This window comes from Deinococcus sedimenti, assembly GCF_014648135.1.
In the GTDB taxonomy this organism is placed as follows: Bacteria; Deinococcota; Deinococci; order Deinococcales; family Deinococcaceae; genus Deinococcus; species Deinococcus sedimenti.
Genome location: NZ_BMQN01000001.1, coordinates 857,128 through 879,947, shown reverse-complemented (window position 1 = coordinate 879,947; position 22,820 = coordinate 857,128). Strand labels below are relative to the sequence as shown.

The 22,820-nt window shown below is 69.2% G+C and carries 26 protein-coding genes; 10 read left to right on the top strand and 16 right to left on the bottom strand.

Translation table 11 applies throughout. The features are described 5' to 3' along the window. Positions 1-407: 407 nt before the first annotated feature. Together IEY69_RS04350 and IEY69_RS04345 are read right to left on the bottom strand one after the other, a co-directional pair. Positions 408-611: a hypothetical protein gene (locus IEY69_RS04350; RefSeq protein WP_189071875.1), complete on the bottom strand. Its 204-nt coding sequence runs from the start codon at positions 609-611 to the stop codon at positions 408-410. Between the two features lie 145 nt (positions 612-756). Continuing rightward, entirely contained in the window at positions 757-1,947 is a 1,191-nt protein-coding gene (locus tag IEY69_RS04345) for a sugar ABC transporter substrate-binding protein (protein WP_189071874.1), read from the bottom strand. Between the two features lie 195 nt (positions 1,948-2,142). On the opposite strand from IEY69_RS04345, the gene IEY69_RS04340 reads away from it, so the two are divergent. Genes IEY69_RS04340 through IEY69_RS04330 form a run of 3 tightly spaced genes read left to right on the top strand, consistent with a single transcriptional unit; the run spans position 2,143 to position 5,245 of the window. After that, positions 2,143-3,009: a C40 family peptidase gene (locus IEY69_RS04340; protein ID WP_308425439.1), complete on the top strand. Its 867-nt coding sequence runs from the start codon at positions 2,143-2,145 to the stop codon at positions 3,007-3,009. Further along, a complete protein-coding gene (locus tag IEY69_RS04335) occupies positions 3,006-4,040 on the top strand; it encodes a dipeptide epimerase (RefSeq protein ID WP_189071873.1) in 1,035 nt (344 codons plus the stop codon). Before IEY69_RS04340 ends, IEY69_RS04335 begins: the two co-directional genes overlap by 4 nt. Further along, a complete protein-coding gene (locus IEY69_RS04330) occupies positions 4,037-5,245 on the top strand; it encodes a Gfo/Idh/MocA family protein (RefSeq protein ID WP_189071872.1) in 1,209 nt (402 codons plus the stop codon). The genes IEY69_RS04335 and IEY69_RS04330 overlap by 4 nt, the downstream gene beginning before the upstream one ends. Positions 5,246-5,350: 105 nt before the next feature. On the opposite strand, the gene IEY69_RS04325 is transcribed toward IEY69_RS04330, so the two are convergent. The 6 genes from IEY69_RS04325 to sucC all read right to left on the bottom strand — a co-directional run bounded on the left by IEY69_RS04325 (position 5,351) and on the right by sucC (position 10,178). Next, the gene (locus IEY69_RS04325) at positions 5,351-5,923 is read right to left on the bottom strand and encodes a histidine phosphatase family protein (RefSeq protein ID WP_189071871.1); all 573 of its coding nucleotides are present in this window, start codon (positions 5,921-5,923) and stop codon (positions 5,351-5,353) included. 44 nt (positions 5,924-5,967) lie between these two features. After that, positions 5,968-6,843, bottom strand: coding sequence for an SDR family oxidoreductase (locus IEY69_RS04320; protein WP_189071870.1), 876 nt, complete (start codon positions 6,841-6,843; stop codon positions 5,968-5,970). A gap of 71 nt (positions 6,844-6,914) precedes the next feature. Further along, positions 6,915-7,328, bottom strand: coding sequence for an Rrf2 family transcriptional regulator (locus IEY69_RS04315; RefSeq protein ID WP_189071869.1), 414 nt, complete (start codon positions 7,326-7,328; stop codon positions 6,915-6,917). A gap of 84 nt (positions 7,329-7,412) precedes the next feature. Continuing rightward, complete coding sequence (locus tag IEY69_RS04310) at positions 7,413-7,985, bottom strand: hypothetical protein (protein ID WP_189071868.1); 573 nt, start codon at positions 7,983-7,985, stop codon at positions 7,413-7,415. Between the two features lie 142 nt (positions 7,986-8,127). Beyond that, positions 8,128-9,033: a succinate--CoA ligase subunit alpha gene (gene sucD / locus IEY69_RS04305; RefSeq protein WP_189071867.1), complete on the bottom strand. Its 906-nt coding sequence runs from the start codon at positions 9,031-9,033 to the stop codon at positions 8,128-8,130. Then, positions 9,033-10,178, bottom strand: coding sequence for an ADP-forming succinate--CoA ligase subunit beta (gene sucC, locus IEY69_RS04300; RefSeq protein ID WP_189071866.1), 1,146 nt, complete (start codon positions 10,176-10,178; stop codon positions 9,033-9,035). Before sucC ends, sucD begins: the two co-directional genes overlap by 1 nt. Before the next feature lie 179 nt (positions 10,179-10,357). On the opposite strand from sucC, the gene IEY69_RS04295 reads away from it, so the two are divergent. The 3 genes from IEY69_RS04295 (at position 10,358) to IEY69_RS04285 (ending at position 12,487) form a co-directional block, all read left to right on the top strand. After that, positions 10,358-11,407, top strand: coding sequence for a M24 family metallopeptidase (locus IEY69_RS04295; RefSeq protein ID WP_189071865.1), 1,050 nt, complete (start codon positions 10,358-10,360; stop codon positions 11,405-11,407). Then, complete coding sequence (locus IEY69_RS04290; RefSeq protein WP_229783625.1) at positions 11,404-11,931, top strand: septal ring lytic transglycosylase RlpA family protein; 528 nt, start codon at positions 11,404-11,406, stop codon at positions 11,929-11,931. The genes IEY69_RS04295 and IEY69_RS04290 overlap by 4 nt, the downstream gene beginning before the upstream one ends. A gap of 94 nt (positions 11,932-12,025) precedes the next feature. Further along, complete coding sequence (locus IEY69_RS04285) at positions 12,026-12,487, top strand: type III secretion system chaperone family protein (RefSeq protein WP_189071864.1); 462 nt, start codon at positions 12,026-12,028, stop codon at positions 12,485-12,487. A gap of 171 nt (positions 12,488-12,658) precedes the next feature. Here IEY69_RS04285 and pepF read toward each other — a convergent pair whose 3' ends face one another. After that, complete coding sequence (gene pepF, locus IEY69_RS04280) at positions 12,659-14,470, bottom strand: oligoendopeptidase F (protein WP_189071863.1); 1,812 nt, start codon at positions 14,468-14,470, stop codon at positions 12,659-12,661. A gap of 65 nt (positions 14,471-14,535) precedes the next feature. On the opposite strand from pepF, the gene IEY69_RS04275 reads away from it, so the two are divergent. After that, positions 14,536-15,753: a sugar efflux transporter gene (locus tag IEY69_RS04275; protein ID WP_189071862.1), complete on the top strand. Its 1,218-nt coding sequence runs from the start codon at positions 14,536-14,538 to the stop codon at positions 15,751-15,753. Positions 15,754-15,806: 53 nt separating this feature from the next. On the opposite strand, the gene trpA is transcribed toward IEY69_RS04275, so the two are convergent. Genes trpA through IEY69_RS04245 form a run of 6 tightly spaced genes read right to left on the bottom strand, consistent with a single transcriptional unit; the run spans position 15,807 to position 20,196 of the window. Further along, complete coding sequence (gene trpA, locus IEY69_RS04270; protein ID WP_189071861.1) at positions 15,807-16,619, bottom strand: tryptophan synthase subunit alpha; 813 nt, start codon at positions 16,617-16,619, stop codon at positions 15,807-15,809. Next, a complete protein-coding gene (gene trpB / locus IEY69_RS04265; protein WP_189071860.1) occupies positions 16,616-17,887 on the bottom strand; it encodes a tryptophan synthase subunit beta in 1,272 nt (423 codons plus the stop codon). Before trpB ends, trpA begins: the two co-directional genes overlap by 4 nt. 53 nt (positions 17,888-17,940) lie before the next feature. Further along, on the bottom strand, positions 17,941-18,843 hold the full coding sequence (gluQRS, locus tag IEY69_RS04260; protein WP_268243845.1) for a tRNA glutamyl-Q(34) synthetase GluQRS: 903 nt from the start codon (positions 18,841-18,843) through the stop codon (positions 17,941-17,943). Next, on the bottom strand, positions 18,840-19,346 hold the full coding sequence (locus IEY69_RS04255; protein ID WP_189071859.1) for a hypothetical protein: 507 nt from the start codon (positions 19,344-19,346) through the stop codon (positions 18,840-18,842). Before IEY69_RS04255 ends, gluQRS begins: the two co-directional genes overlap by 4 nt. Next, positions 19,343-19,585: a hypothetical protein gene (locus tag IEY69_RS04250; RefSeq protein ID WP_189071858.1), complete on the bottom strand. Its 243-nt coding sequence runs from the start codon at positions 19,583-19,585 to the stop codon at positions 19,343-19,345. Before IEY69_RS04250 ends, IEY69_RS04255 begins: the two co-directional genes overlap by 4 nt. A gap of 2 nt (positions 19,586-19,587) precedes the next feature. Then, the gene (locus tag IEY69_RS04245; protein WP_189071857.1) at positions 19,588-20,196 is read right to left on the bottom strand and encodes a division plane positioning ATPase MipZ; all 609 of its coding nucleotides are present in this window, start codon (positions 20,194-20,196) and stop codon (positions 19,588-19,590) included. A gap of 68 nt (positions 20,197-20,264) precedes the next feature. Between IEY69_RS04245 and IEY69_RS04240 the strand changes: the two genes are divergently transcribed. Then, positions 20,265-20,486, top strand: coding sequence for a hypothetical protein (locus IEY69_RS04240; RefSeq protein WP_189071856.1), 222 nt, complete (start codon positions 20,265-20,267; stop codon positions 20,484-20,486). 266 nt (positions 20,487-20,752) lie between these two features. Next, positions 20,753-21,571: a PIG-L deacetylase family protein gene (locus tag IEY69_RS04235; protein ID WP_189071855.1), complete on the top strand. Its 819-nt coding sequence runs from the start codon at positions 20,753-20,755 to the stop codon at positions 21,569-21,571. Between the two features lie 60 nt (positions 21,572-21,631). Here IEY69_RS04235 and IEY69_RS04230 read toward each other — a convergent pair whose 3' ends face one another. Then, the gene (locus IEY69_RS04230) at positions 21,632-22,033 is read right to left on the bottom strand and encodes a S1 RNA-binding domain-containing protein (protein WP_189071854.1); all 402 of its coding nucleotides are present in this window, start codon (positions 22,031-22,033) and stop codon (positions 21,632-21,634) included. A 101-nt stretch (positions 22,034-22,134) separates the two neighbouring features. Between IEY69_RS04230 and IEY69_RS04225 the strand changes: the two genes are divergently transcribed. Next, positions 22,135-22,758, top strand: coding sequence for a septum site-determining protein MinC (locus IEY69_RS04225; protein ID WP_189071853.1), 624 nt, complete (start codon positions 22,135-22,137; stop codon positions 22,756-22,758). Positions 22,759-22,820: the final 62 nt, after the last annotated feature.

Below are 22,820 nucleotides of genomic sequence, written 5' to 3'. Positions count from 1 at the left end.
GTCATCTACGGTCCTACCTCGCTTCTGAATGACGTAGTCTGGAATCATGCCTGGGCTTTCAGTGCAGGATCTGTTAATTGGCGTAGTCAGTCTCACGGCCTACTTTCTGGTCTATAGGAGGGCGTATAGACGTCTCTCCTGGCGAAAGATAGGCCATGAAGCTGCAATGACGTCTGCTTTTCTCGCCGTCTTCCTGATCCTCCCTGAACTTATCCCCAGCTGGAAGCCACTCCTGTACTGGGTTGCAGACGATCTCCAAAATTACCTGGGATTGACTGGTGTCGTCCTCCTTATGCTCCTGAGGATCTGGAGTTGGCTTGCTCCTCGCTTGCGTGCTCGCGCACCTTGAGAGGCAAACTTTGAAAAGCGTGCCTCCGGTGCAGACCCTGACCTCGGAGCCCAGCGTGTCAAGCGTCCAGGCCCGCGTGCCGCCAGCGCCGGGCGTGGTGCAGTTCGTGCGCGAGGGTCGCGGGCAGTTCGCGCTGCCACCCCGTCAGGAAGTGCGGACTGCCAGGCGTCAGGGCAACGTGAACGCTGAAGCCGTCCGGGGCGTTCCCGACCAGGCCTGTCTCGGGAATCGTCCAGGGGCTGACGTACAGTGCGGCGTCCACCCTCCTCGATCTGCAGGGCGAGGTCGGGCGGACACTGCCCGGCGGCGTTCAGCAGGTGAAAGAGGTTCGGGCGCATGGTGCGTTCAGCCGCGCATGGGAGGACAGGCGCAGTCAGCCGATCTGACCGCGCCTGTCCTCCCGTGGGTCACTTGATGGTTTTCTGCATGGTTTTCACGGCGGTGTCGAGCAGGGACGCGTAGTTCTGGGCGGGTTTCTGCACGCTGGCGTCCACGGCGCTGCTCCACGGGCCCCACACCTGACCCATCTCGGGCACGTTGGGCATGGGGGTGCCGCTGCTGATCACGCGGCCGAACCCGGCCACGATGGGGTTGCTGGACAGCCGGATGCGGACGCCCAGGTTGACGGGAATGCGCCCACCGGCCTGATTGAAGGACAGCTGCGCGACGCTCGTGACGAGCCCCTCGGCGAAGGCCAGCGCCTCGGGTTTCTGGGTGCCGTAGGCGTTCAGCACGACGCCCTGCACGCCCACGAACGGGCTCCATTTGCCGGTCGCACCGGGAGGAGTGGGGAACGCGGCGATGCCGTAGTTGATCCCGGCCTTCTTGATGTCCCCCATGTCCCAGGGTCCGGTGACGATCATGGCCGCCTGACCTTTCAGGAAGGCGGACTTGATCTTGTCGCCCGTCATGCCGGCCGGGACGAGTTTGTCCTTGAAGCGCAGGTCGTTCATGAACGCCAGGGCCTTGCTGCCGCCGCTGTTGTTCAGGCCGATGTCACGCACGTCGAGGGTGCTGGTGCCGCCGAACACGTACGAGCCGTACGCGCTGAAGAAACCGTAGTTCATGTAGGCGTTGCTCAGGTCGGTCAGGAACCCGTAGCGACCGGCGCTGGCGTCGGTGTTCCTCTTCGCGACGCGCAGGAAGTCTGCCCAGGTGGTGGGGGCGGTCGGCACGAGTTTCTTGTTGTAGACCAGCGCCACGGACTCGGCGAACATGGGCAGGCCGTACAGTTTGCCGCTGACGGTCAGGGCGCGGACGGTGGTCTGGTCGAATTCGCTGCGGCGTGAGGTGGTGGTCAGGGGTTCGATGACACCAGCCTGGGCGAGCTGCCCGATGCGGTCCTGCGGGAGCGTGACGATCACGTCCGGTCCCTTGCCCTGCTTGGCGGTTTTCAGGAGCTGGTCGACGATTTTGTCGAGGGGAACGTTGACGAGGTTGACCGTGTTGCCGCTGAGTTTGCTGTAGGTGTTGATCTGCCCTTTGAGCCATTTGGTCTCGGCGGCGTCGTTGAAGTGGGTCCAGACGGTCAGCGTGGCGGCCTGGGCACTGCCGGTGAGGGTGAGGACAAGGGCGATCAGTCGGAGACGTCGGTTCATGTGAACTCCTGGAGACACGGGGGGGCGGCGTCCTGCAGGCAGGACACAGAGAACGGATCCCGATGTGGAATTGGTTCCATTTCAGCGGCAGTTCCGCATCGAACAAAGTGAACTAGACGGCCATTATGGCGCGCGCCCAGTGGCGTGCACCACCCTCACCCCCGCCGGGGGCGTCACTGACGTAGGCTGTGGCCCGTGACGACCACCCCCGACCCCCGCACGCACGCCCACGACCCCCGCATGCGGATCGCTGAGGACGCCCTGCGAGGCCACCTCACCGAACCCGGCTGGCGATTCGTCGCCCCCACCGCCGCCCACGCTGCCCGCCGCCTGAGCCTGCGCGCCGAACCGGACGCCCACACCGCCCAGGTCACCGAGGCGCTGCCCGGCGAGCCCCTGGAACTCCTGTGGGAGAACGCCGACGGCTGGGCCTACGTCCGCACCACCCACGACCAGTACCTCGGCTGGACCCGCGCCGACGGCGTGCAGATCCGCCCCTGGTCGCCCGACCTGACCGTCACCGCCCGCCGCGCCCACGCGTACGCCGGGCCGAAGATCAGCTGCCCCATCCAGGCGGAACTGGCCTTCGGCGCGCGAATCATCCGCGCGCCCGGCGACGCCGTCACCGAGCACCACCGCCGCTGGGTACCCGTGCACCTCCCCGACGGCACCGACGCCTGGGTGCAGGAAACAATCCTCACGCCGCCACAGGACGACCTTCTCACCTTCGCCGTGGGCTTTCTCGACACGCCCTACGTGTGGGGAGGACGCAGCGCCTGGGGGCTGGACTGCTCCGGGCTGACGCAGATCGTGTACGGCGCGTTCGGCCGAGACCTCCCACGGGACGCCGACCAGCAGCAGGGCGCCCTGACCCCCGTGACCGACGCGCAGCCGGGCGACCTCGCGTTCTTCCCCGGTCACGTCGGCCTGATGCTCGGCGAACAGCGGATGCTGCACGCCAACGCCACCCACATGCGCGTGACCATCGAGACGCTCGGCGAGGGCGAGTACGGCACGCGCCTCCAGGCGGACCTCAGCGGCTTCGGACGGTGGCCCCAGTGACCGGACCCTCGATCACCTGGGAGACACTGGACCTGCACACCGCGCAACCCTTCGGTATCGCCCGCTGGACGCACAGCGTCTACCCGCGCACCCTCGTCACCCTGACCTACGATGGCGTGACCGGACGCGGCGAGGCCGCCCCGAACGCCTTCTATGGCGAGACGCGCGGCACCGTCGAGGCCGTCCTGCCCATCCTGGCCGACGCGGTGCAGGACCCCTGGGACTGGGACGGACTGCACGCCCGCCTCTCGGCCCGCATGCCGTACGACCACCCCAGCGTGAAGTGCGCGCTGGAGATGGCGGCCGTCGAGTGGTGCGCCGCGCGGGCCGGGGTGCCCGTGTGGCAGCTGCTCGGCCTGAGCCCCGCGCCCCTCCCCGAGAGCAGCTACACCGTCAGCATCGCCGACCTGGACGACATGCGCCGCCAGGCACGCGAGGCCGCCGCACGCGGGCACGGCGTGCTGAAGGTGAAGCTGGGCACCGACCGCGACGAGGCGATTCTCACCGCGCTGCGCGAGGAAGCCCCGCACGTCCGCCTGCGCGTGGACGCCAACGCCGCCTGGACCCGCACCCAGGCCCGCCGCATGCTGGGCGTGCTGGACGCCGCCGACGTGGAGTTTGTCGAGCAGCCCCTCGCCGCCGGGGACCTGGACGGGCACGCCGCGCTGCGCGCCGTCTCCGGCGTGCCCATCGTCGCGGACGAGAGCCTGCACCATGTCGGCGACGTCATCGCCCTGGCCCGCGCGTTCGACGGCGTGAACCTGAAGCTCGCCAAGCTCGGCGGACCCCTCCAGGCGCTACGGGCGCTGCGGCTGGCGCGCGCGCACGGGATGTCCGTCATGATGGGCTGCATGATCGAGAGCAGCCTCGGCATCGCTGCCGCCGCGCACCTCGCGGGCGCGTGCGACTGGGCCGACCTGGACGGCGCGCTGCTCCTCGCGGACGACCCGTTCACCGGCCTGGACTGGCAGGCCGGGCACCTCGCGCGGCCAGCGGGCAGCGGCTGGGGCGTGGAGCGGCGCACCCCATGACCCTCCGCGTGGCGATCGTCGGGGCGGGCAACCGCGGCGGGGACGTGTACGCCCGCCTCCTCACGGGGCACGGCGCGCAGGTCACGCACGTCGTGGACCCCCGCGCGGCCCGCCTGCAGGAGGTCGCCACCCGCCACGCCGTCCCACCCGAACGGCAGTACCGCGACCCGGACGCGTTCTTCGCGCTGGGCCGCGTGGCAGACGCCGTCGTGATCGCCACGCCCGACGATCAGCACGTCACGCCGTGCCTGCAGGCGCTCGCGCTGGGCTACGACGTGCTGCTGGAAAAACCAGTCTGCCTGACCGAACCCGAACTCGACCTCCTCCAGGCGGCCGAGGCCACCAGCAGCGGGCGGGTCACGGTCTGCCACGTCCTGCGCGCCGCGCCCTTCTTCCGGGAGGTGCGGCGCGTGCTGGACAGCGGCGCCCTGGGCACCCTGATCGGCATTCAGCATGCGGAGAACGTCGCCCACTGGCACTACGCGCACTCCTACGTGCGCGGCAACTGGCGCGCGTCCCCGCCCGCCGCGCCGTTCCTGCTCGCCAAGAGCTGCCACGACCTCGACCTGCTGCGCGCCTTCGCCGGAAGTCCGCCCGAACGCGTGACCAGCGAGGGCGCCCTGCACCACTTCCGACCCGAACACGCCCCACCCGGCGCGACCGACCGCTGCGTCACCTGCCCCGTCCAAGGCTGCCCGTCCGACGCCCGGCTCATCTACCTCACCCGCGACCCGCACGCGTGGCCCGTCACGGTCCTCACCGCCGGGGGCATCAGCCTCCAGGACGCCCTCGAACAAGGCCCGTACGGCGAATGCGTATACCTCGGGAAAAACGACGTCGTGGACCACCAGGCCGTCACCATCCACTTCCAGAATGGCGTCACCGCGCAACTCACCGTCAGCGCGTTCACGCACAACAACACCCGCACCCTGAAACTCCTCGGGACGCACGGCGAACTGCGCGGCCACATGGACCGCCACGAACTCGAACTCCACGACTTCCGCACCGGCCACAGCCAGCGCTGGACCGTCGAGGCGAGTGGAAACCATGGCGGCGGCGACGACGGCCTCATCCAGGCGTGGCTCTCCAGCCTGCGCGGCGAAACACCCCCACCCACTCCCCTGTCAGAATCCCTGGACTCCCACCGCATGGCCTTCGCGGCAGAACGCGCCCGGCAACGCGGGACGGTGGAGGAGATCTGCTGAGCACGTTCGTTCGGAGCCCTCCTCTCTCCTAGAACCAGTAAGTGAAAGTATTCACGATTAATCCCGATCGTGACATTATTGTTTCCCTCACATAGAAACACTCCTTCAAACGAGACGCCACACTCCATCCAGGCGCTCCAGCACCACCGATTCCGTGTTCCCCAGCATGAATTCACCACCACGCCAGACCTCACGGACCTCCAGGCCCAGCAGGTCCGCCAGGGCAATCCGGATGATCCCACCATGCGACACCAGCGCCGAGTCCTGTTCCGGCAGTCCATCCACGTCCGCGCGGAACCGCGCCGCGATCTCCCGAAAGGACTCGCCCCCCCGGAACCCCAGCTCGCCACCGCCCAGTTCCAGCCGCTCCGGGTGCTGCCGCAGCGCTGAGTACGGCTCTCCGGCCCACTCGCCGCAGTCCACCTCGTGAACACCGGGAAGGACCGTGACCGGCACGCCCAGCTGTTCCGCCAGGGGCCGCGCCGTCTGCTGCGCGCGGCGGTACCGGCTGGCGTACACCGCCTGCGGGCGCGGCTCTCCCCCACTGATCCGCCCGGCCATCGCCCGCGCCTGCTCGTGACCGGTGTCGGTGATCTCGTCCCCGGCGCTGCTGGGGCCGCGCAGGATGCCCGCCTGATTGCCTTTCGTCTCGCCGTGCCGGATGATCCAGAGTCGCATGCGCCCAACTGTACCGGGCGCACCCGACTCTGGACTGCGGGGGATCAGGCGTTCAGGGCGTCCGTCACCGCCCGCGTGATGGGCGTGGTGGGGCGGCCGATCAGGCGGCTCAGGTCGCGGCGGTCGGTAGTCAGTTCGCCGCGCGTAATGCCGGTGTCGCTGTCGGCCAGGACGTGCGCAAAGCCTTCCGGAACGCCGAATCCGGCGAGGGTCCGGGCGTACTCCTCGGCGCTGAGGTCGTGGTACGCGACAGGCTGGCCGCTCTGGCGGGCCACCTCGGCGGCGAGATCGGCCAGGGTGACGGCCTCGTCCCCGGCGAGTTCGTAGGTCTGTCCGGCGTGCCCGTCGGTGCTCAGGACGGCGGCGGCGGCCTCGGCGTAGTCCTGGCGGGGCGCGGGGTTCAGCGCGTGGGTCCCGGCGGCGCCGAGGATGGCCCCATTCTTCACGGCGCCCTTCAGGTCGTAGTTCTCGGTGTACCAGCCGTTGCGCAGCAGCGTGAAGGGCACGCCGGAGTCGCGCAGAAGGGCCTCGGTGGCCTGGTGGTCCCCAGCGAGCATCATGCCGCTGCGGTCGGCGTTCAGGATGCTGGTGTACGCGATCAGGTCCACGCCGGCGGCGCGGGCGGCGTCGATGACGTGGCGGTGCTGTCCGACGCGGTCGTCGAAGTCGTTGCTGGACACGAGCAGCAGGCGGTTGACGCCCTGCAGGGCGTCGCGGAGGGTCTCGGGTTGCTTGTAGTCGGCCTGGCGGACCTGAATGCCCTGCGCGGCGAGGTCGGTGGCCTTCGCGGGGTCGCGGACGAGGGCGACGAGGTTCCCGGCGGGCACGCCGCGCTTCAGGAGGGCCTGCAGGGTGAGGTGGCCGAGGTGGCCGGTGGCTCCGGTGACGGCGATGGTGGTGCTGCTGGCTGGGGTGGTCATGGTGGGGCTCCTGTGGGGTGAGAGGCGAACAGACTCGTAACCGTTTTCCTTACATGTTGGGCAGAGGAACGTCAGCCCGCGCGGGCTGCCAGGTCCCCCAGCACGTCCGCGAGGGTCGTGCGGGCCAGTTCGGCCTCCAGCGCTGCGTGCGCGCGCCCGAAGCGGTCTTCCAGGGTCGCCTGGATGTTCGCCCCGACGGGGCAGGCCGGGTGCGGATGCTCATGGAGGCGGAACACGCTGCCTTCGCCGTTCACAGCGCGGTAGACGTCCAGCAGGGTGATGTCGCGCGGGTCGCGGGTCAGGCGGGCGCCGCTGACGCCCTGCTGGGTCGAGAGCAGGTCCGCGCGGCGCAGCAGGCCCGTCACGGTGCGGATCACGACCGGGTTGGTGCCGACGCTGACGGCGATATCGGCGGAACTGGAGTGCTCGGGGAACTGGCTGATGATGCTCAGCACATGCACCGCCACGGCGTACTGACTGTTCATGCGTTCACCTCCACCAACATGTCACCAATTTACTTACAGGCAGGTCTGTAGTCAAGGGTGGAGTCTCCCCCACCCCCACACGACTCAGCGTCCGATCCGGACCGTCACCACCGTGCTGTCCGCGAAGGGCTGCACGTTCACCGCCTTGCCGACGTCCACCAGGAACGCGTTCCAACCACGTTTCAATGCGGCCTGAAAGCCCTTACTTGCCGTTACGCTCACGTCCGTGTTGACCCAGACCACGAACAGGTTCGCACCGCGCACGTCCGCGATCACTTCACGCAGCGGCTCGTTCTCGTCGCGGCGCCCATTGTTGTTCTGGTCGCGGTACGTAAAGAACTTCAGTTCCGCCACCTGCGCCTGACCGCTGACCTGCACGGGGTCGATCACGCCGGGCCAGTTCACGTTCTGGGGCGTCAGGACCACCTGCGCCCGCGCTGTCGGCGCCGTTCCCGGTAGCTCCAGAGCGAACTGTCCCCCCGTCACGGGCACGCTGCTGATCTCCTGCACCACCTGCCCGAACGGCGTCACCACCACGCCCGCCACGCGGAGGTCCGGCGGCAGATTCCCTCCAGCGACCGAGCCCCGCACCGTCAGGGCGTCCGCGGCCCCGGCAGCCAGCAGGAGAAGTGACACGGCGAACGAGAACGTCTTCATGCGTCCAGTCTACGCCGCAGTCTGACGGCCAGGTGACCCGCATCCGGTGGGAACCGTCACCCTCGCCTCATGCACTGCCGTCACCGTGGAACGGGAAACGGAGGAGCCGTGACGGGCTCCTCCGCACACCAGCAGCGCTCGCTTACTTGTTCAGCGCCTGCTTCACGAGATCGATGATCTCGGGCATGGTGTCCGCCACGGGCACGTTCGCTGCCGCGAAGGCCGCGAGCTTGCTCTCGGGGGTGCCGACGTCGCCCATGATGATCGCGCCGGCGTGACCCATGCGCTTGCCCTTGGGGGCGCTGCGGCCGCTGATGAAGGCCACGACGGGCTTCTTCATGTTCTGCGCGATGTACTCGGCGGCGGCTTCCTCGTCCGCGCCGCCGATCTCACCGATCACGATGACCGCGTCGGTGTCGGGGTCGGCTTCGAACAGGGGGAGCACGTCCGCGAAGGTCGTGCCGATCACGGGGTCCCCGCCGATGCCGACGGTGGTGCTGGTGCCCATGCCCGCGTCGTTCAGCAGCTTGGCGGCTTCGTACGTCAGGGTGCCGCTGCGGCTGATCAGGCCGATGCGGCCTGGGTTGGCGTAGATCTTGTTCGGCATGATGCCGATCTTGGCTTCCCCGTTCGTGACCAGGCCGGGGCAGTTCCCGCCGATCAGGCGGATGCCCTCGCCACCCTGGGCGCGGCTCTGTGCGTCGAGCGCCTTGACTTCCTGCACGGCGCGCATCATGTCCACGGTGGGCACGCCTTCCGTGATCAGGACGATCAGGGGCATCCCGGCGTGCGCCGCTTCCAGCACGGCGTCCGCGGCGCCCGCGGGGGGCACGAAGATGATGCTGACGTTCGCGCCGGTCGCGGCCTTGGCCTCGGCGACGCTGTTGAACACGGGCCAGCCTTCGAAGTCGGTGCCGCCCTTGCCGGGGGTGACGCCCGCGACGACCTGCGTGCCGAATTCCTTCATGGCGCGGCTGTGGCTCGCACCTTCACGGCCGGTCATGCCCTGCACGATGACCTTACTGTCCTTGCCTACGAGGATACCCATTACTTGTTCGCCTCCTTGGCGGCCTCGTCGGCGGCCTCAAACATGGTGGGGTACATCTGGATCAGGGGGCTGTTCACGTCCGCCAGGAGGGCCTTGGCCTCGTCCTCGGCGGTGCCCGCGATGCGCATGCGCACGGGCTTGGTGAGGATGCCCTCGTTCAGCGCCTGGATGACGCCCTTGGCGACCTCGTCGGCGCGGGTGATGCCGCCGAAGATGTTGATGAAGATCGCCTTGACGTCGCTGTCCTTGCTGACAAGCTTCACGGCGTTGTACACGACTTCGGCCTTGGCGCCGCCGCCGATGTCGAGGAAGTTCGCGGGCTTGGCACCGGCGCGGTTGACCACGTCGAGACTGGTCATCACGATGCCTGCGCCGTTGCCCAGCACGCCCACGTTGCCTTCGAGTTTCACATACGCGAAGCCGTACTTGCTGGCCTCGATCTCGAGGGGGTGCTCGGCTTCCAGTTCGCGCCAGTCGGCCAGGTCCTTGTGGCGGTACATGGCGTTGTCGTCGATCTCGAACTTGGTGTCCAGGGCCAGGGGCGTGCCGCTGGCGTCCACGAACAGGGGGTTGATCTCGACGAGCACGGCGTCACGCTTCAGCGCGGCCTCGCTCATCTTGACCATCATGTCGGCGATCTTGTTCAGGTTGCCCTTGAACCCGGCCTTGATGGCCACCTCGCGCGCCTCGTAGGGACGCAGGCCCGTGACGGGGTCCACGCGGTGCTTGATGATCTTCTCGGGGGTGGCGGCGGCCACTTCCTCGATCTCCATGCCGCCTTCCGCGCTGGCCATCAGGGTGTAGCTCTGCACGTTGCGGTCGACGATCATGCCGACGTAGTACTCGACACCCGCGTCGATGTCCACGGCCTTGGTGACCAGGACCTTATTCACGGTCAGGCCCTTGATGTCCATGCCCAGGATCTTCTCGCCGTTCTCGAAGGCCTTGTCCTCGGTGGGGCTGAACTTCACGCCGCCCGCCTTGCCGCGGCCGCCGACGTGCACCTGAGCCTTGACGACGACAGGCTGACCGTACTCGCGGGCGATCTGGCGCACCTCGTCGGGCGTGCGGGCGACCTTGCCGTCCTGAACGTTCACGCCGAACTGGCGCAGAATTTCCTTACCCTGGTATTCGTGAAGTTTCACGACTGTTCCCTCCTTGGGGTGAGTGACCGGCATTGGCCGCTTTCATTTGTCCCGATCAACGAGTATAAGCGCACATTTGAAAAACCCGGTCTCGCTGTCTCCGGTGGGGGAACAGGCACGGTGCAAGCCGGGTCTCCGGGTGAGGTTGCGGTGAGGGGCGGCGTGTTACGTTGCCTGTCATGACTCAACTTCAACAGTTGCGCCACGCGATGCGCCGCGCTGGACTGGACGCCATGTGGATCAGCGATCCCGCCAACGTCCGCGCCATGAGCGGCTTCAGCAGCGGCAAGGACGGCAAGGTGCTGGTCACGCACGACGCCGCGACCCTGTACACCGACGCCCGCTACACCGTGCAGGCGGCCGAGGAGTCCCCGCTGCCGACCTTCATCGCGCGCCCTCCGGCCACGGTCGAACACGCCGCGCCGGGCCTGTCCGGGCTGCGCGTGGGGTTCGAGGCCGATCACCTGACCGTCGCCGCGCTGGAAGACCTGCGAGACCACTGGCCGCAGGCGACGCTGGTCGCCGTGCAGGGCCTCGTGCAGAGCCTGCGCGTCGTGAAATCCGAGGTCGAGGTGCAGGCCGTCCGCGACGCTCAGGCGCTCGCCGACCGGGTGTACGCCGAGGTCCGCCCGCTGATTGTGGCGGGCGCCCGTGAACTGGACATCGCCACGGAGATCGAGCTGCGCCTGCGCCGCGCCGGAGCGCAGAGTGCCTTCGACCTGATCGTCGCCAGCGGCCCGCGCGGCGCCATGCCGCACGGCGTCGCCAGTGACCGCGTCATTCAGGACAGGGACCTCGTGACGGTGGACATGGGCGCGCAGCTGCGCGGGTACCACAGCGACATGACCCGCACGGTCGCGGTGGGCACGCCGGACGCCGAGATGGCCCGCGTGTACCGCGCGGTCCTGGAGGCCGAGGAAGCGGCCGTGCGGGCCGTGAAGCCCGGCGTGCGCACTGCTGACCTGGACCGGCTGGCCCGCGACATCCTGACCGGCCACGGGCTGGGCGAGGCGTTCGCGCACTCCCTGGGGCACGGCGTGGGGCTCGAGGTGCATGAGGGACCCAGCCTGCGCGGCACGAGCGACGACGTGCTGCAGCCCGGCATGATCATCACCATCGAGCCCGGCGCGTACCTGCCGGGCGTGGGCGGCGTGCGCATCGAGGATCTGGTTCTCGTCACCGAGGACGGCTTCGAGGTGCTCAGCCAGTCCCCGAAGGAGACCCTGTGAGCCGGGCGGCTCTGGTGGCTGCGCTGCTGCTGAGCGGGTTGCTGGGAAGCGCGCAGGCCGGAACGTACCGCGTCCAGGCTGGGGATACCCTGTGGGGCATCGCCCGGGCGCACAGCATCAGCGTGACGGCCCTGCTGGACCTGAACCGTGGCCGCAGCGCCACGATCCGCCCTGGCGACACGCTGCGCGTACCGGACCGGAACACACCGACCGTGCGGGCCGCGGCGTTCACGCCTCCGCAGGACACGGACCGGGTCTTCCAGCAGGGGCAGGCGGTGTACTACGGGGGCCGCTTCACGCCACAGACCAACCTGACCGCCGCTCACCTGACCCTGCCCTTCGGGACGTGGGTGCGGGTCACGCACACCCGCACGGGTCGCAGCGTGGACGTGATGATCAACGACCGCGGTCCGTTCGGGATCCAGTCGCGCGTGATCGACCTGTCGACGGAAGCTGCGCGGGCACTCGGGATCATCTCAGAGGGCGTCGCGCCCGTGACGCTGAGCATCCTGAGTCGCCCCTGAAGCGCGCGGGGGGACCCGCGCGGTGTAGAATCGTTCGGGTTTCAACCACACACGGACTGTTGATGTGCTTCACCCACCGAGGAGGATGGTTTCAATGACGATGGAAACGGCACTGCTGACTCTGGACACCCTGGCCAAGTACCTGAAGGAAAAGGAAGTCCAGCTGGACATGGAAGAGAACAACGGCCAGCGCTTCATCCGCATGGGCTGGCGTTTCGAGATGGGCGACGCGGCCGTGCTGGTCAGCGTGAACGACGGCCCGAACAACACCAGCCGCCTGGAAGTCACCTGCGTGACCCAGAAGCAGTACGGTGACCGCCGCGTGGAGGTCGTGAACATGCTCAACGACCGCAACCGCGAGCGTGCCTTCGCCCGCAGCATCGACGCGGACGGCAACGTGTGGCTGGAGTACGTGGGCTTCTACCCCACCCTGGCCGAGATGCCCCAGGAGACCTTCGACACGCTGTTCGGCGGCGTGCTGATGCACTTCCAGGACGACTACGCCGCGCTGGAAGGCTTTGTGCCCCAGATGCAGGTCCAGCAGCCCCAGGCGTAAGCCGACGGGTGAGATGGGCGGGGTTCAGGCCCCGCCTTCTCTTGGTCGTAATAAGTGAATACTTTCACGACTTTGCCAGGACGTGAAATTTTTGCCCTCTCTGTTATTCGCGAAAAGAAGAGGGGGCAAGGTGTCCAGCAACCCTGCCCCCTCCCCGTGCCGGGTCTCATCTCAGCGGCGCGCGGCCAGCAATTCCTCCAGGCGCGCCACGTAGCCTTCCAGCGTGCGGAACGTCGCCTCGACCGGCGCGGGACTGAGCATGTCCACACCCGCCTCGCGCAGGGCGTCAATGGGGTCCAGGCTCCCTCCCGAGCGTAGGAAGCGCAGATACGACTCACGGGCGACGTCCGGGTCGGCGCTGAACTGCTCGAGGATCTGGTGCGCGGCGCTGATCCCAGTCGAGTACTGGTACGCGTAGAAGTTCGCGTACAGGTGCGTGCTGAACTGCGCCCACATGATCCCGCTGCGCTCGCGATCCAGCGTGACGCCGTCCCCGTAACCCTCGGACAGCAGGTCGGCGGTCAGGTCGATCAGGTCCGGTGCGCTGAGGGTGCCGCCCGCCTCGATGCGGCGGTACGCTTCCAGTTCGAAGGCGGCGAGGGTCGGCATGATGAAGAAGTACCGGTGGAAGTTCGACAGGGCCTCCTCAATGATCTGCACCTCGAACTCGGTGTCCCCGGCGGCGCGGGCCTGCGCCAGGAGGTGTGAGCGGACCATCGCCTGGTTGAAGTTGCTGGCGACCTCCGCGTGGAAGAGGGTGTAGCGGGGCACGCCGTACCCGTGTTCACGCTGCGAGAGCAGGGAGTGCATGGAATGCCCGATCTCGTGCGCCAGGGTGGAGTACGAGTTCATGGTGCCGTTCCAGGTCATGAAGATGTAGGGCTTCACGCGGCCACCACCGTTGCTGTACGCGCCCTGGCGTTTACCGTCGTTCTCGGCGTAGTCCACCCAGCGTTCCGTGGTCAGGCCGGGGACCATGTCGCGCACGTAGGCCTCGCCCAGCGGGGCCATGCCCTCCGCGAGCCACTGAACCGCCTGCTCGTAGGACACGGCGCGGGGGGGCACCAGCGCGGCCTTCACGTCGTACTCGCGCAGTTCGGGCAGGTTCAGCCACTCGCGGCGGACACGCCAGTAGCGGTGCCAGACCGGCGTGTTCGCGCGGTACGTGTCGAGCAGCGTGGTCACGACCCCGGTGGGAATGTTGTCCGGGGAGAGAGAGGCGCTGATGGTGTCCGGGTAGTTCCGGGCGCGGGCCAGGAACACGTTCTGGCGGACGTTCGTGGCGTACATCGCCGCCTGCGAGTGCCGCGCGGCCAGGTGCGCGTCTGCGTAGCCCTCCCAGGCCTCGCGGCGCACCTCGCGGTCCGGGTGGGCGGTCAGGCGGTCCACGTTGCCCTGCGTGACGGTCTCGCCGCCCGCCGTGCCGAAGCGCAGGTCCATGTTCGCCAGCGCCGGGTGAATGCCGCGCTCGGACGCGAAGGGAGCCTGCACGGCACCCAGCAGTTCTTCGACCTCGGCGCTGCGGACGTGGGGTTTGCCGCGCAGGATGCGTTCCAGGCGGACGCGGTGCTCGGCGAAGTCGGGCGTGTCCAGCCAGCCCCGCACCAGAGCGTCGTCCAGTGCGAGGAGTTCCGGGCGGAAGAACGCCGTGGTGCTGCCGAACTGGGCGCCCAGGGTGGCGGCGCGGTCGCGGCGGGCGGCGGCCACGGCGTCGCGGCCGTCCACGCTGGCGGTCATGCTCGCGTAGGACATGAAGCGGCCCAGGCGCAGTTCGAGGTCGTTCGCGGCGCCCAGGTACGCCAGCAGGCCGCCCGGCGTGCCGAGCTGTCCGGCGTGGGCAGACAACGAGGGAAGATCGCGGGCCAGGGCGTCCCCTTCCGCCGACCAGGCGTCGGGCGTGTCGTAGAGGGCCTCGATGTCCCAGGTCTGCTCACGCGGGGCCTCGCTGCGGGGCGGCAGCGCCTTGATCGTTTCAGTTGGCATGCCGGAGGCTAACACTCCGGGCCACCCCACGGGTTTACAGTGACCCCCATGTTCGGACGGACCTCATGACCACCACCGCACCCCCCACGCATGGCAGCGGCCTGGGGGCCATGCTGCGCCTCCCGTACGCGCTACCGCTGGCCCTGAGCTGCTTCCTGCTGGGCTTCGGCCTCTCGCTGGCCGTGCCGTACATGGCCCTGTACGCCGTGAAACAGGCCGGAATGAGCCCCCTGCAGCTGGGCATCTTCCTGACCGTGAACGCCATCAGCGCCGTATTGTTCGCGACGGTTCTGGCCCGCTGGTCCGACCGGCTGCCGAACCGCAAACCCATCCTGCTGGCCACCATGGCCGCCGGAACGGTCGCCTACGCCCTGATCGGCGTGACGCCGCATTTCGCGGGCCTGCTGGTCATCGGGGCGCTGCTGCTCGCGTTGGGCGCCGCCGCGTTCCCACAGGTGTTCTCCTTCGCCCGCGCCAGCCTGCAGGACATCCCGGCCGATCTGGCCGACCGCGCCATGACGCTGCTGCGCGCCGTGTTCAGCCTCTCCTGGGTGGTCGGGCCGGGCCTGGGCGCCGTGATCCTCGGGGACGGGCGGTACACGGCCGTGTTCCTGAGTGCCGCTGCCTGCTTCGCGCTGGCGGCACTCCCTCTGTTGCGCGTCCCAGGCCGCCGCCCGCAGCCCACGCCGGGCATCACGCCTGACCTGCCCGACACGCCCCGCCCCGCCGCGCGCCGGGCCATCGCGCTGGGCGCCCTGGCATTCGTGCTGTACGGCATGAGCATGCAGATGGGCATGGCGATGTTCCCGCTGTTCATCACCGAGACGCTGCGCGGCACCAGCGGCGAGGTCGGCTTCCTGGTTGGCCTGTGCGCCCTGCTGGAGATCCCGGTGATGATCGCGCTGGTCACGTGGAGGCGCCTGCCGGGTGTGCCGACGCTGGTCGCGGCGGGCATGGCGCTGTTCGTGGCGCACTTCGCGCTGATCTACGTGGCGGACAGCCTGCCGCTGCTGATCGCCGCGCAGGTCATCCGCGCGGTGGTGCTGGCGATCCTGGCGGGCCTGGGCATGACGTACTTCCAGACGCTCATGCCGGGCCGATTCAGCGCCGCCACGACGATGTTCGCGAACACCGGCAGCATCGGCGGAATGCTCAGCGGCATCACGAGCGGCGCGGTCGCGCAGACCCTGGGGTACCGCAGTGTGTTTCTGGTGTGCGCCGTGCTGACCCTGCTGGGCTTCCTGGTGATGACCTGGACGAACCGTCGTCACACCAGCGCGTAACGCCACGTGTGAGGCCCGCCCCAGAGCTTGCGGGGCGGGCCTCACACGTGTGGTCAGTTCTGCGTGCAGCCCGCGCGGATGCTCGCGGCGAGCGCGGCGACGTCCTGCCCGGCCTTCACGGCGTTGATGAACGCGCTGCCCACCACGACGCCGTCGGCGACCTGCGCGACCTGCGCGGCAGTCTCGGCGTCCTTCACGCCGAAGCCCACCGCGACCGGCACCTTCGCGTGCTGGCGGGCGAGGGCCAGCATGGCGGGCACCTCGTTCAGGGCGCTGCCCTCGCGGGTGCCGGTCACCCCGGTCACGCTGACGGCGTACAGGAAGCCGGTGCAGGCCTCCGCGACGAGTTTCACGCGCGCCGGGGTGCTGGTGGGTGCGATCAGGAACGTCACGGCCATGCCATGCTCGGCGGCCAGATTCGCGATCTCCAGGTCCTGGTCGGGCGGCAGGTCCGGGAGGATCAGGCCGTCCACTCCAGCCTCCTGCGCCAGTCGCATGAACTCGCGCGGGCCGACGGCGTAGATGGGATTCACGTACGTCATGATCACGATGGGCGTGTCGTGCCGGGCACGCAATTCCTTCACCAGGGCGAGGGTGTGGCGGGTGCTCGTGCCGCCGCCCAGCGCCTGCTCGCTGGCCCGCTGGATGGTCGGGCCGTCGCCGAGGGGGTCGCTGTAGGGAATCCCGACCTCAAGCAGGTCCGCCTGGGTCAGCAGGGCGTCCGCGACCTCGGGGAAGCCCTGCGCGGTGGGGTACCCGGCGGTCATGAAGGGGATGAACGCGGCGCGGCCCTCGGCGTTCGCGCGGGCGAAGGCGGCGTGGATGCGGGCGGCGCCGGGGGTGGTGGGGGTCAGGGTGGCGGTCATGCGTGCACCTCCGGGGTGCGGGGCGCGGCGGGAATGCCGTCCTGCTCGCGGCCCAGGTCGAGGAGGCGCATCACCTCGGCCACGTCCTTGTCGCCGCGGCCGGACAGGTTCACGACGACCGTCTGGTCGGGGCGCATGGTGCGGGCCACGTTCACGGCGGCGTGGATGGCGTGCGCGCTTTCCAGCGCGGGGATGATGCCCTCCAGACGGGTCAGCAGTTGCAGGGCGTCGAGCGCCTGCGCGTCGGTGACGGGCACGTACTGCGCGACGCCCGTCTCGGCGTACAGGCAGTGTTCGGGGCCGATGCCGGGGTAGTCGAGGCCCGCGCTGATGGAGTGCGGGGGGACGATCTGGCCCTCGTCGTCGTTCAGGAGGTACATCATCGCGCCGTGCAGCACGCCGATGCGGCCCCCGGCGACGCTCGCGGCGTGCCGGCCGGATTCCACGCCTTCGCCGGCAGCCTCGGTGCCGATCATCAGGGGGCGCTGGTCCTCGGGGAGGTACGCGAAGGGCGCGAAGATGCCGATGGCGTTGCTGCCGCCACCCACGCACGCGACGATCGCGTCGGGCACCGCGCGGCCCTCGAGCGCCTGGTGCTGCACCTTGACCTCCTCGCCGATGATGGACTGGAAGTCGCGGACCATCGCGGGGTACGGGTGCGGCCCGACGACGCTCCCGAGGATGTAGAAGGTGTCGCGGACGTTCGTGACCCAGTCGCGGATGGCCTCGTTCGTGGCGTCCTTGAGGGTGCTCGTGCCGGAGGTGACCTCGCGGACCTCGGCACCCAGGAGTTTCATGCGGAACACGTTCAGCGCCTGACGGCGGATGTCCTCGGCGCCCATGTACACGATGCATTCGAGGCCCAGCAGGGCGGCGGCGGTGGCGCTGGCGACGCCGTGCTGCCCGGCGCCGGTCTCGGCGATGACACGCTGCTTGCCCATGCGCCTGGCGAGCAGGGCCTGCGCGAGGCAGTTGTTGATCTTGTGCGCACCGGTGTAGTTCTGGTCCTCGCGCTTGAGGTAGATCTTCGCGCCGCCTGCGTGCTCGGTGAGACGCTGGGCGAGGTACAGGCCGCTGGGGCGACCCACGAATTCCTTCAGGAGGCGGTCGAGTTCGTTCAGGAACGCGGGATCGTTGCGCGCCGCAGTGTAGGCGGCCTGGAGTTCGTCCAGGGCGGGGATGAGTGTTTCGGGCACGTACCGTCCACCGAAGCGGCCGAAGCGGCCCCGTTCGTCCGGCTGGGGGTAGGTGGGGAGTTGAAGGGACATGCTGACAGGGTAGGACCGGCGTGTCGAACGGGCGTTAGGCAAACTTAGACAAGTCATCTAAGTTTGTGATCACGCGCCCTAATTTCAATCCGCTCAAGTTCAGCCAGCCACAGCGGCAGCAACTCCGTGGCACTCACCTCGTCCGGGACGGCCCAGCCCAGGCTGCGCGCCAGTTCCGACAGCACCCGGCCCGGCGCGTCCCCGGCGTCACGGAGCACCTGCACGGGCGGCGCGCCGCCGCGTTTCGCCAATCGTTCACCCCGGAAATCCAGCATCAGCGGCACGTGCCAGTAACGGGGCGTGGACAGACCCAATGCCCTTTGCAGTGCCACCTGCCGGGGCGTGGCTGTCCACAGGTCCTCACCGCGCAACACGTCCGTCACGCCCGCCGCTGCGTCGTCCACCACCACCGCGAGGTGATACGCGAACACCCCGTCATTGCGCCGCAGCACAAGGTCGCCCACCTCGGCCGGGAGGTGCTGACACAGCGTCTCGCCGCGCCATTCGTCATGGGCGCAGACCACCTCGTCGGGCACGCGCCAGCGCAGCGCCGCCGGACGCTCCGGGTTCAGGCTGCCCGCGCGGCAGGTACCGGGGTACACCGGTTCCGCGCCGTGCGGGGCGCCCGCGCTGTCCTGAATGGCCGCCTGCACCTCCTTGCGGGTGCAGGTGCAGGGGTAGGTGTCCAACCGCTCGGCGGCCGCGCGGTACACATCCAGCCGCTTCGACTGGATGACCTCCTCGTCCCAGTCGAGGCCCAGCCACTCCAGGTCGGCGCGGGTCACGTCGAACGCCCAGCCGCGCACCCGCCCGGTGTCCAGATCCTCGAATCGCAGCAGGTGCCGTCCACCGTGCGCGCGGGAGTGCAGCCACGCCAGTAGCGCGGTGCGGGCGTTGCCCAGGTGCATCGCCCCGGTGGGACTGGGCGCGAAGCGGCCCACCACGGCATCGGTCACTCTCTTTCCTTCAGGTCGTCCCACAGGGCCACGAAGATGCCCACCACCACCGCACCCAGGGCCAGGGCGTGCAGGAAGCGGCCCAGACCCGGCGCGGCATCCAGCGCGTCCCAGATAGTGAAGAGTTGCCACCAGTCGTGCGTGTCCGGGTCACCCGTGATCAGCGGCAGTTCACGGAGCGGCGCGTCCGCGACGTACGCCGACACGCCGGACAGGGAATGCGCCAGCCACAGCGTCACCAGCCCCGCCGCGAAGCGCTCACCGCGCGCCAGGAACACCCCGATGCACGCGGCGGGCACGAGCAGCTGGAACACGCTCCCGCCCAGCAGCATCACGACCTCCCCCGCCCACATCAGCAGGACGTGCCCGGCCTCGTGGAAGATCAGGTTCACATTCCCCAGGAAGCCCGGCTCGCCAGGGCGCACCACGCCCGGCAGCGTCACCCACAGGGTCAGCAGCAGGCCCAGCACCCGCGGCCACCACGTCGGCAGGGTGAACGTCAAGGACGCTGCCGCTCCCTGAGCCACGCCAGCAGCAGGTCCTCGACCAGTTCGCTGACGCTCTCGCCGCCATCGTCCCGTACCTGCCGCCACACCGCCCGCACGGTTTCCTTGCGGAGGTACACCGCCTCCAGCCGCTCCGTGCCGCCCGTGCGGGACTCGTCCGGGGCGGGCGCCGACTTCAGCACGTTGCCCTTCTTCGCGGCCCGGTCCGCCTTCTTCAGGTAGTCGAATCGTCCCACGCTCACCACAACTCGCGCGACAGGGTCTCGATGTCCGCCCACGCGGCCATGGCGCGAGGATCACGCACGTCCCGCGCCAGGACGCCCAGTTCCGCAGCGCGCTGGTACGCCAGGTACGACCGGACCAGCGTGTTGCACACCGTCACGCCCCCCTCGCGCAGGTCCTCGCGCAGCACCTCGGCCGCGTGACCGACGGGGGGCACCCGCGTCAGGATCACCCGGGACTGCCGCGCCGCACCTTCCTCCGTCAGGAAGTCCAGCAGTTCGCGCGTGGCGTCCACCTCCAGCGGACTCACGCCGCTGGGCACCAGGATCAGGTCGGCCCGCTCGGCCAGCTGCCGAAGATCCTTGCGACGCGGACGGCCCTCGGTGTCGATCACGACGAGGTCGAACGCCGCGAGTTTCTTGGGCTTCACGTCGTCCGCCGCGACGACCGGGAACGGCAGCGCCCCGGCCCGCTGCGCCCAGCGGAGGCTGCTGCCCACCCGGCCGTCCTCGTCCACCAGCAGGACATTCTGGCCCTGCGCGTGCGCCGCGCCCGCCAGGTGCACGGCCAGGGTGCTCTTGCCCACGCCGCCCTTCTCCGAAGTGATCGCTGCCACGCGTGCCATATGCCCGGGAGCGTAGCAGACGCGGCCCCCGCCGCGCGTCAGCCCCACCCTGACTACGATGAAGGGCGATGATCACGCCAGAACAGAGACAGGAACTCCGCGCCAGCGAGGTGTACTGGACCGCGCGCGCCATGCAGGAGCAGGGCAGCCGCTTCTACCGCGCGCTGGGCGACGCGCTGCACGCCGCAGACGCCGTGAACCGGGCGCTGATCCTGGACACCTGGCCGGACGCCTGCTGGGACTTCTACCGACGTGGCCTGCGCCTGCGGGCCGAGGAAGGCGAGGGCTGACCCAGCAGCGCCAGAGAGATCTCGCGCAGCGCCGTGACGAGCAGCGAGCCCAGCGTGGCCGGACGCACCCGGACCAGCCGCTCCCGTCGCTGCGCCGCCCGAGCCCGGGCTGCCGGGTCCGCGCCGGGCACCGGCTGTCCGAGCAGGAGATCTAGGGCCGTGCGCCCGGAGGACATGCCGTCCGGTACTTGGCCCTGCCCGGTGAAGTTGCCGGTTGGGAACGCACGCCACGGTCCGCGGGCGCGCGGGGCGTAGAGTGGGCCACCATGAGCACCCCGACCCTGCTGGCCGTCTTTGCCCACCCTGACGATGAAGCGTTCAGCGTGGGCGGCACCCTCACCCACTACGCCCGTCAGGGGGTGAGGGTCGTCCTGGCGTGCGCCACGCGCGGCGAGGCCGGGAAGATCACGGTGCCCGGCATGACCGTGAACGACCTGGGCGCGCAGCGGGAACAGGAACTGCGCGCCGCGTGCGAGGCGCTGGAGATCGGCGCACCCGTGTTCCTCGACTACCACGACTCCGGCCGCTACGAGCGCACCCGCCACGACGACCCGGAGGCGTTGATGAACGTGAACCCGCTGGACGTCGAGGTCAAGCTCCGCGCGCTGATCGAGGACGTGCAGCCGCAGGTGATCGTCACGTTCGACCCGCACGGCGGCTATGGGCACGTCGACCACCTGCAGATGCACCGCGCGACTGTCGCCGCGTTCTTCAGCACCGGGCACCTCCCGTATGGCGGGCCGCAGCGGCTGTACTACACGGCGCTGACCACCGAGGCCGCGCAGGGACTGGCGCGCATGGGGCAGGACCTCGATCCGCTGGTCTATGGGGTCGACCCGACCACCCTGGCCGTGAACCTGGACGTCAGCGCGTACGCCGCGAACAAGAAGGCGGCCCTGATGGCCCACGGCACGCAGATGGGCGAGCAGAGCATCCTGGGCCGCATGAGCCCCGAGGAACGCGAGGCGATGGAGCGGCGCATGCTGGGCAGCGAGGGTTTCAGCGTCGGCGGCACCCGTACTGCCCTGGCGCAGTACCCGCTGAGCGGCCTGTTCGACGGGCTGGGATTCGACGGGCTGAACTGACCAGCAAGAGGAGCGGCACCCGGGGTTGGAATCCGGGTGCCGCTCTCGTGAGGGTGCTGGTCAGCGCTTGCGCTTCCCGGCGGGCTTCTTCGCCGCGCTGCCACCGCCGCCGCCCCCACCACCGTGGGTGCGTTCCTTGGCGTCACGCATGAACGAACGGAGCTTGGCCTCGAACTGCGGGCTCTGGCGACCGATCGCGCGGGGACGGGGGACTTCCTCAGGTTCTTCGAGAAGTTCCTTGATGGAGAGGTCGAGGCGACCGCGTTCGTCCCGGCCCAGAACCTTCACTTCCACGTTCTCGCCCTCGCGGACGTGGTCGTGGATGTTCCGGACGAAAGAGTGCGCGATCTGCGAGATGTGCACCAGGCCCGTCTCGCCGTTCTCGAACTGGATGAACGCGCCGAAATCGGTCACGCGCGTTACGCGGCCCTCCACGACCGCGCCGGAATCAAGCTGCACCAAAGGAGGTCTCCTTGCAAAGCATGAGACGCATGGTACACCATCCCAGCCCAGCATGGGAGGCACTCGCGCCCGAGCATGAGCGTCACGCTAGAGTGATCCTCATGAAGTTGCGCGGCACCCTGGGCGGCCTGAACCTCCTGATCGAACCCGGCGACACCGGCAGCAGTGTGCAGGACGCCCTGAGCGTCCGCACCGACCTGCTGGCCAGTGCCGTCACCGTCGAATTGCAGGGCGACGCCGACCCGGAGGCGATCGAGGCGGCCCTGCACGCGATCCGGGCCGCCGGGGGCACGCCGGGCCGCGTGCGGGCGCCGCGCGTGAGTGTGCCCACGCCGGCCCCCGTGCCCGAGATTGCGACGCCGGCGCCTTCACTCCCGGCCCGGACGGAGATCGTCCCGCACACCCTGCGGGCCGGGTTCCACCGCGAGTACCCCGGCAGCGTGATCGTGCTGGGCGACGTCAACCCGGGGGCGGAGATCCTGGCGGGTGGGGACGTGATCGTGGTGGGCGCACTGCGCGGCGTGGCGCACGCGGGCCTGGGCGGCCACGCCGACGCGATCGTGTGGGCGCGGCCCATCGCCAGCACGCAGATCCGCATCGGAGACGCCGTGGCCCGCGCGCCCGAAGGCAGCAGCCTGAGCAACATGCGCCACCGCGACGATCAGCCCCTCCCGGAGATTGCGAGGTTGCAGGACGGCGTGATTCACATCGACGTGCAGAAGTAAGCGGCAGCGGACGGGGAAAGGGAACCCTGAGGGACACCTCCGACACACGCAGCGGTTGCCCG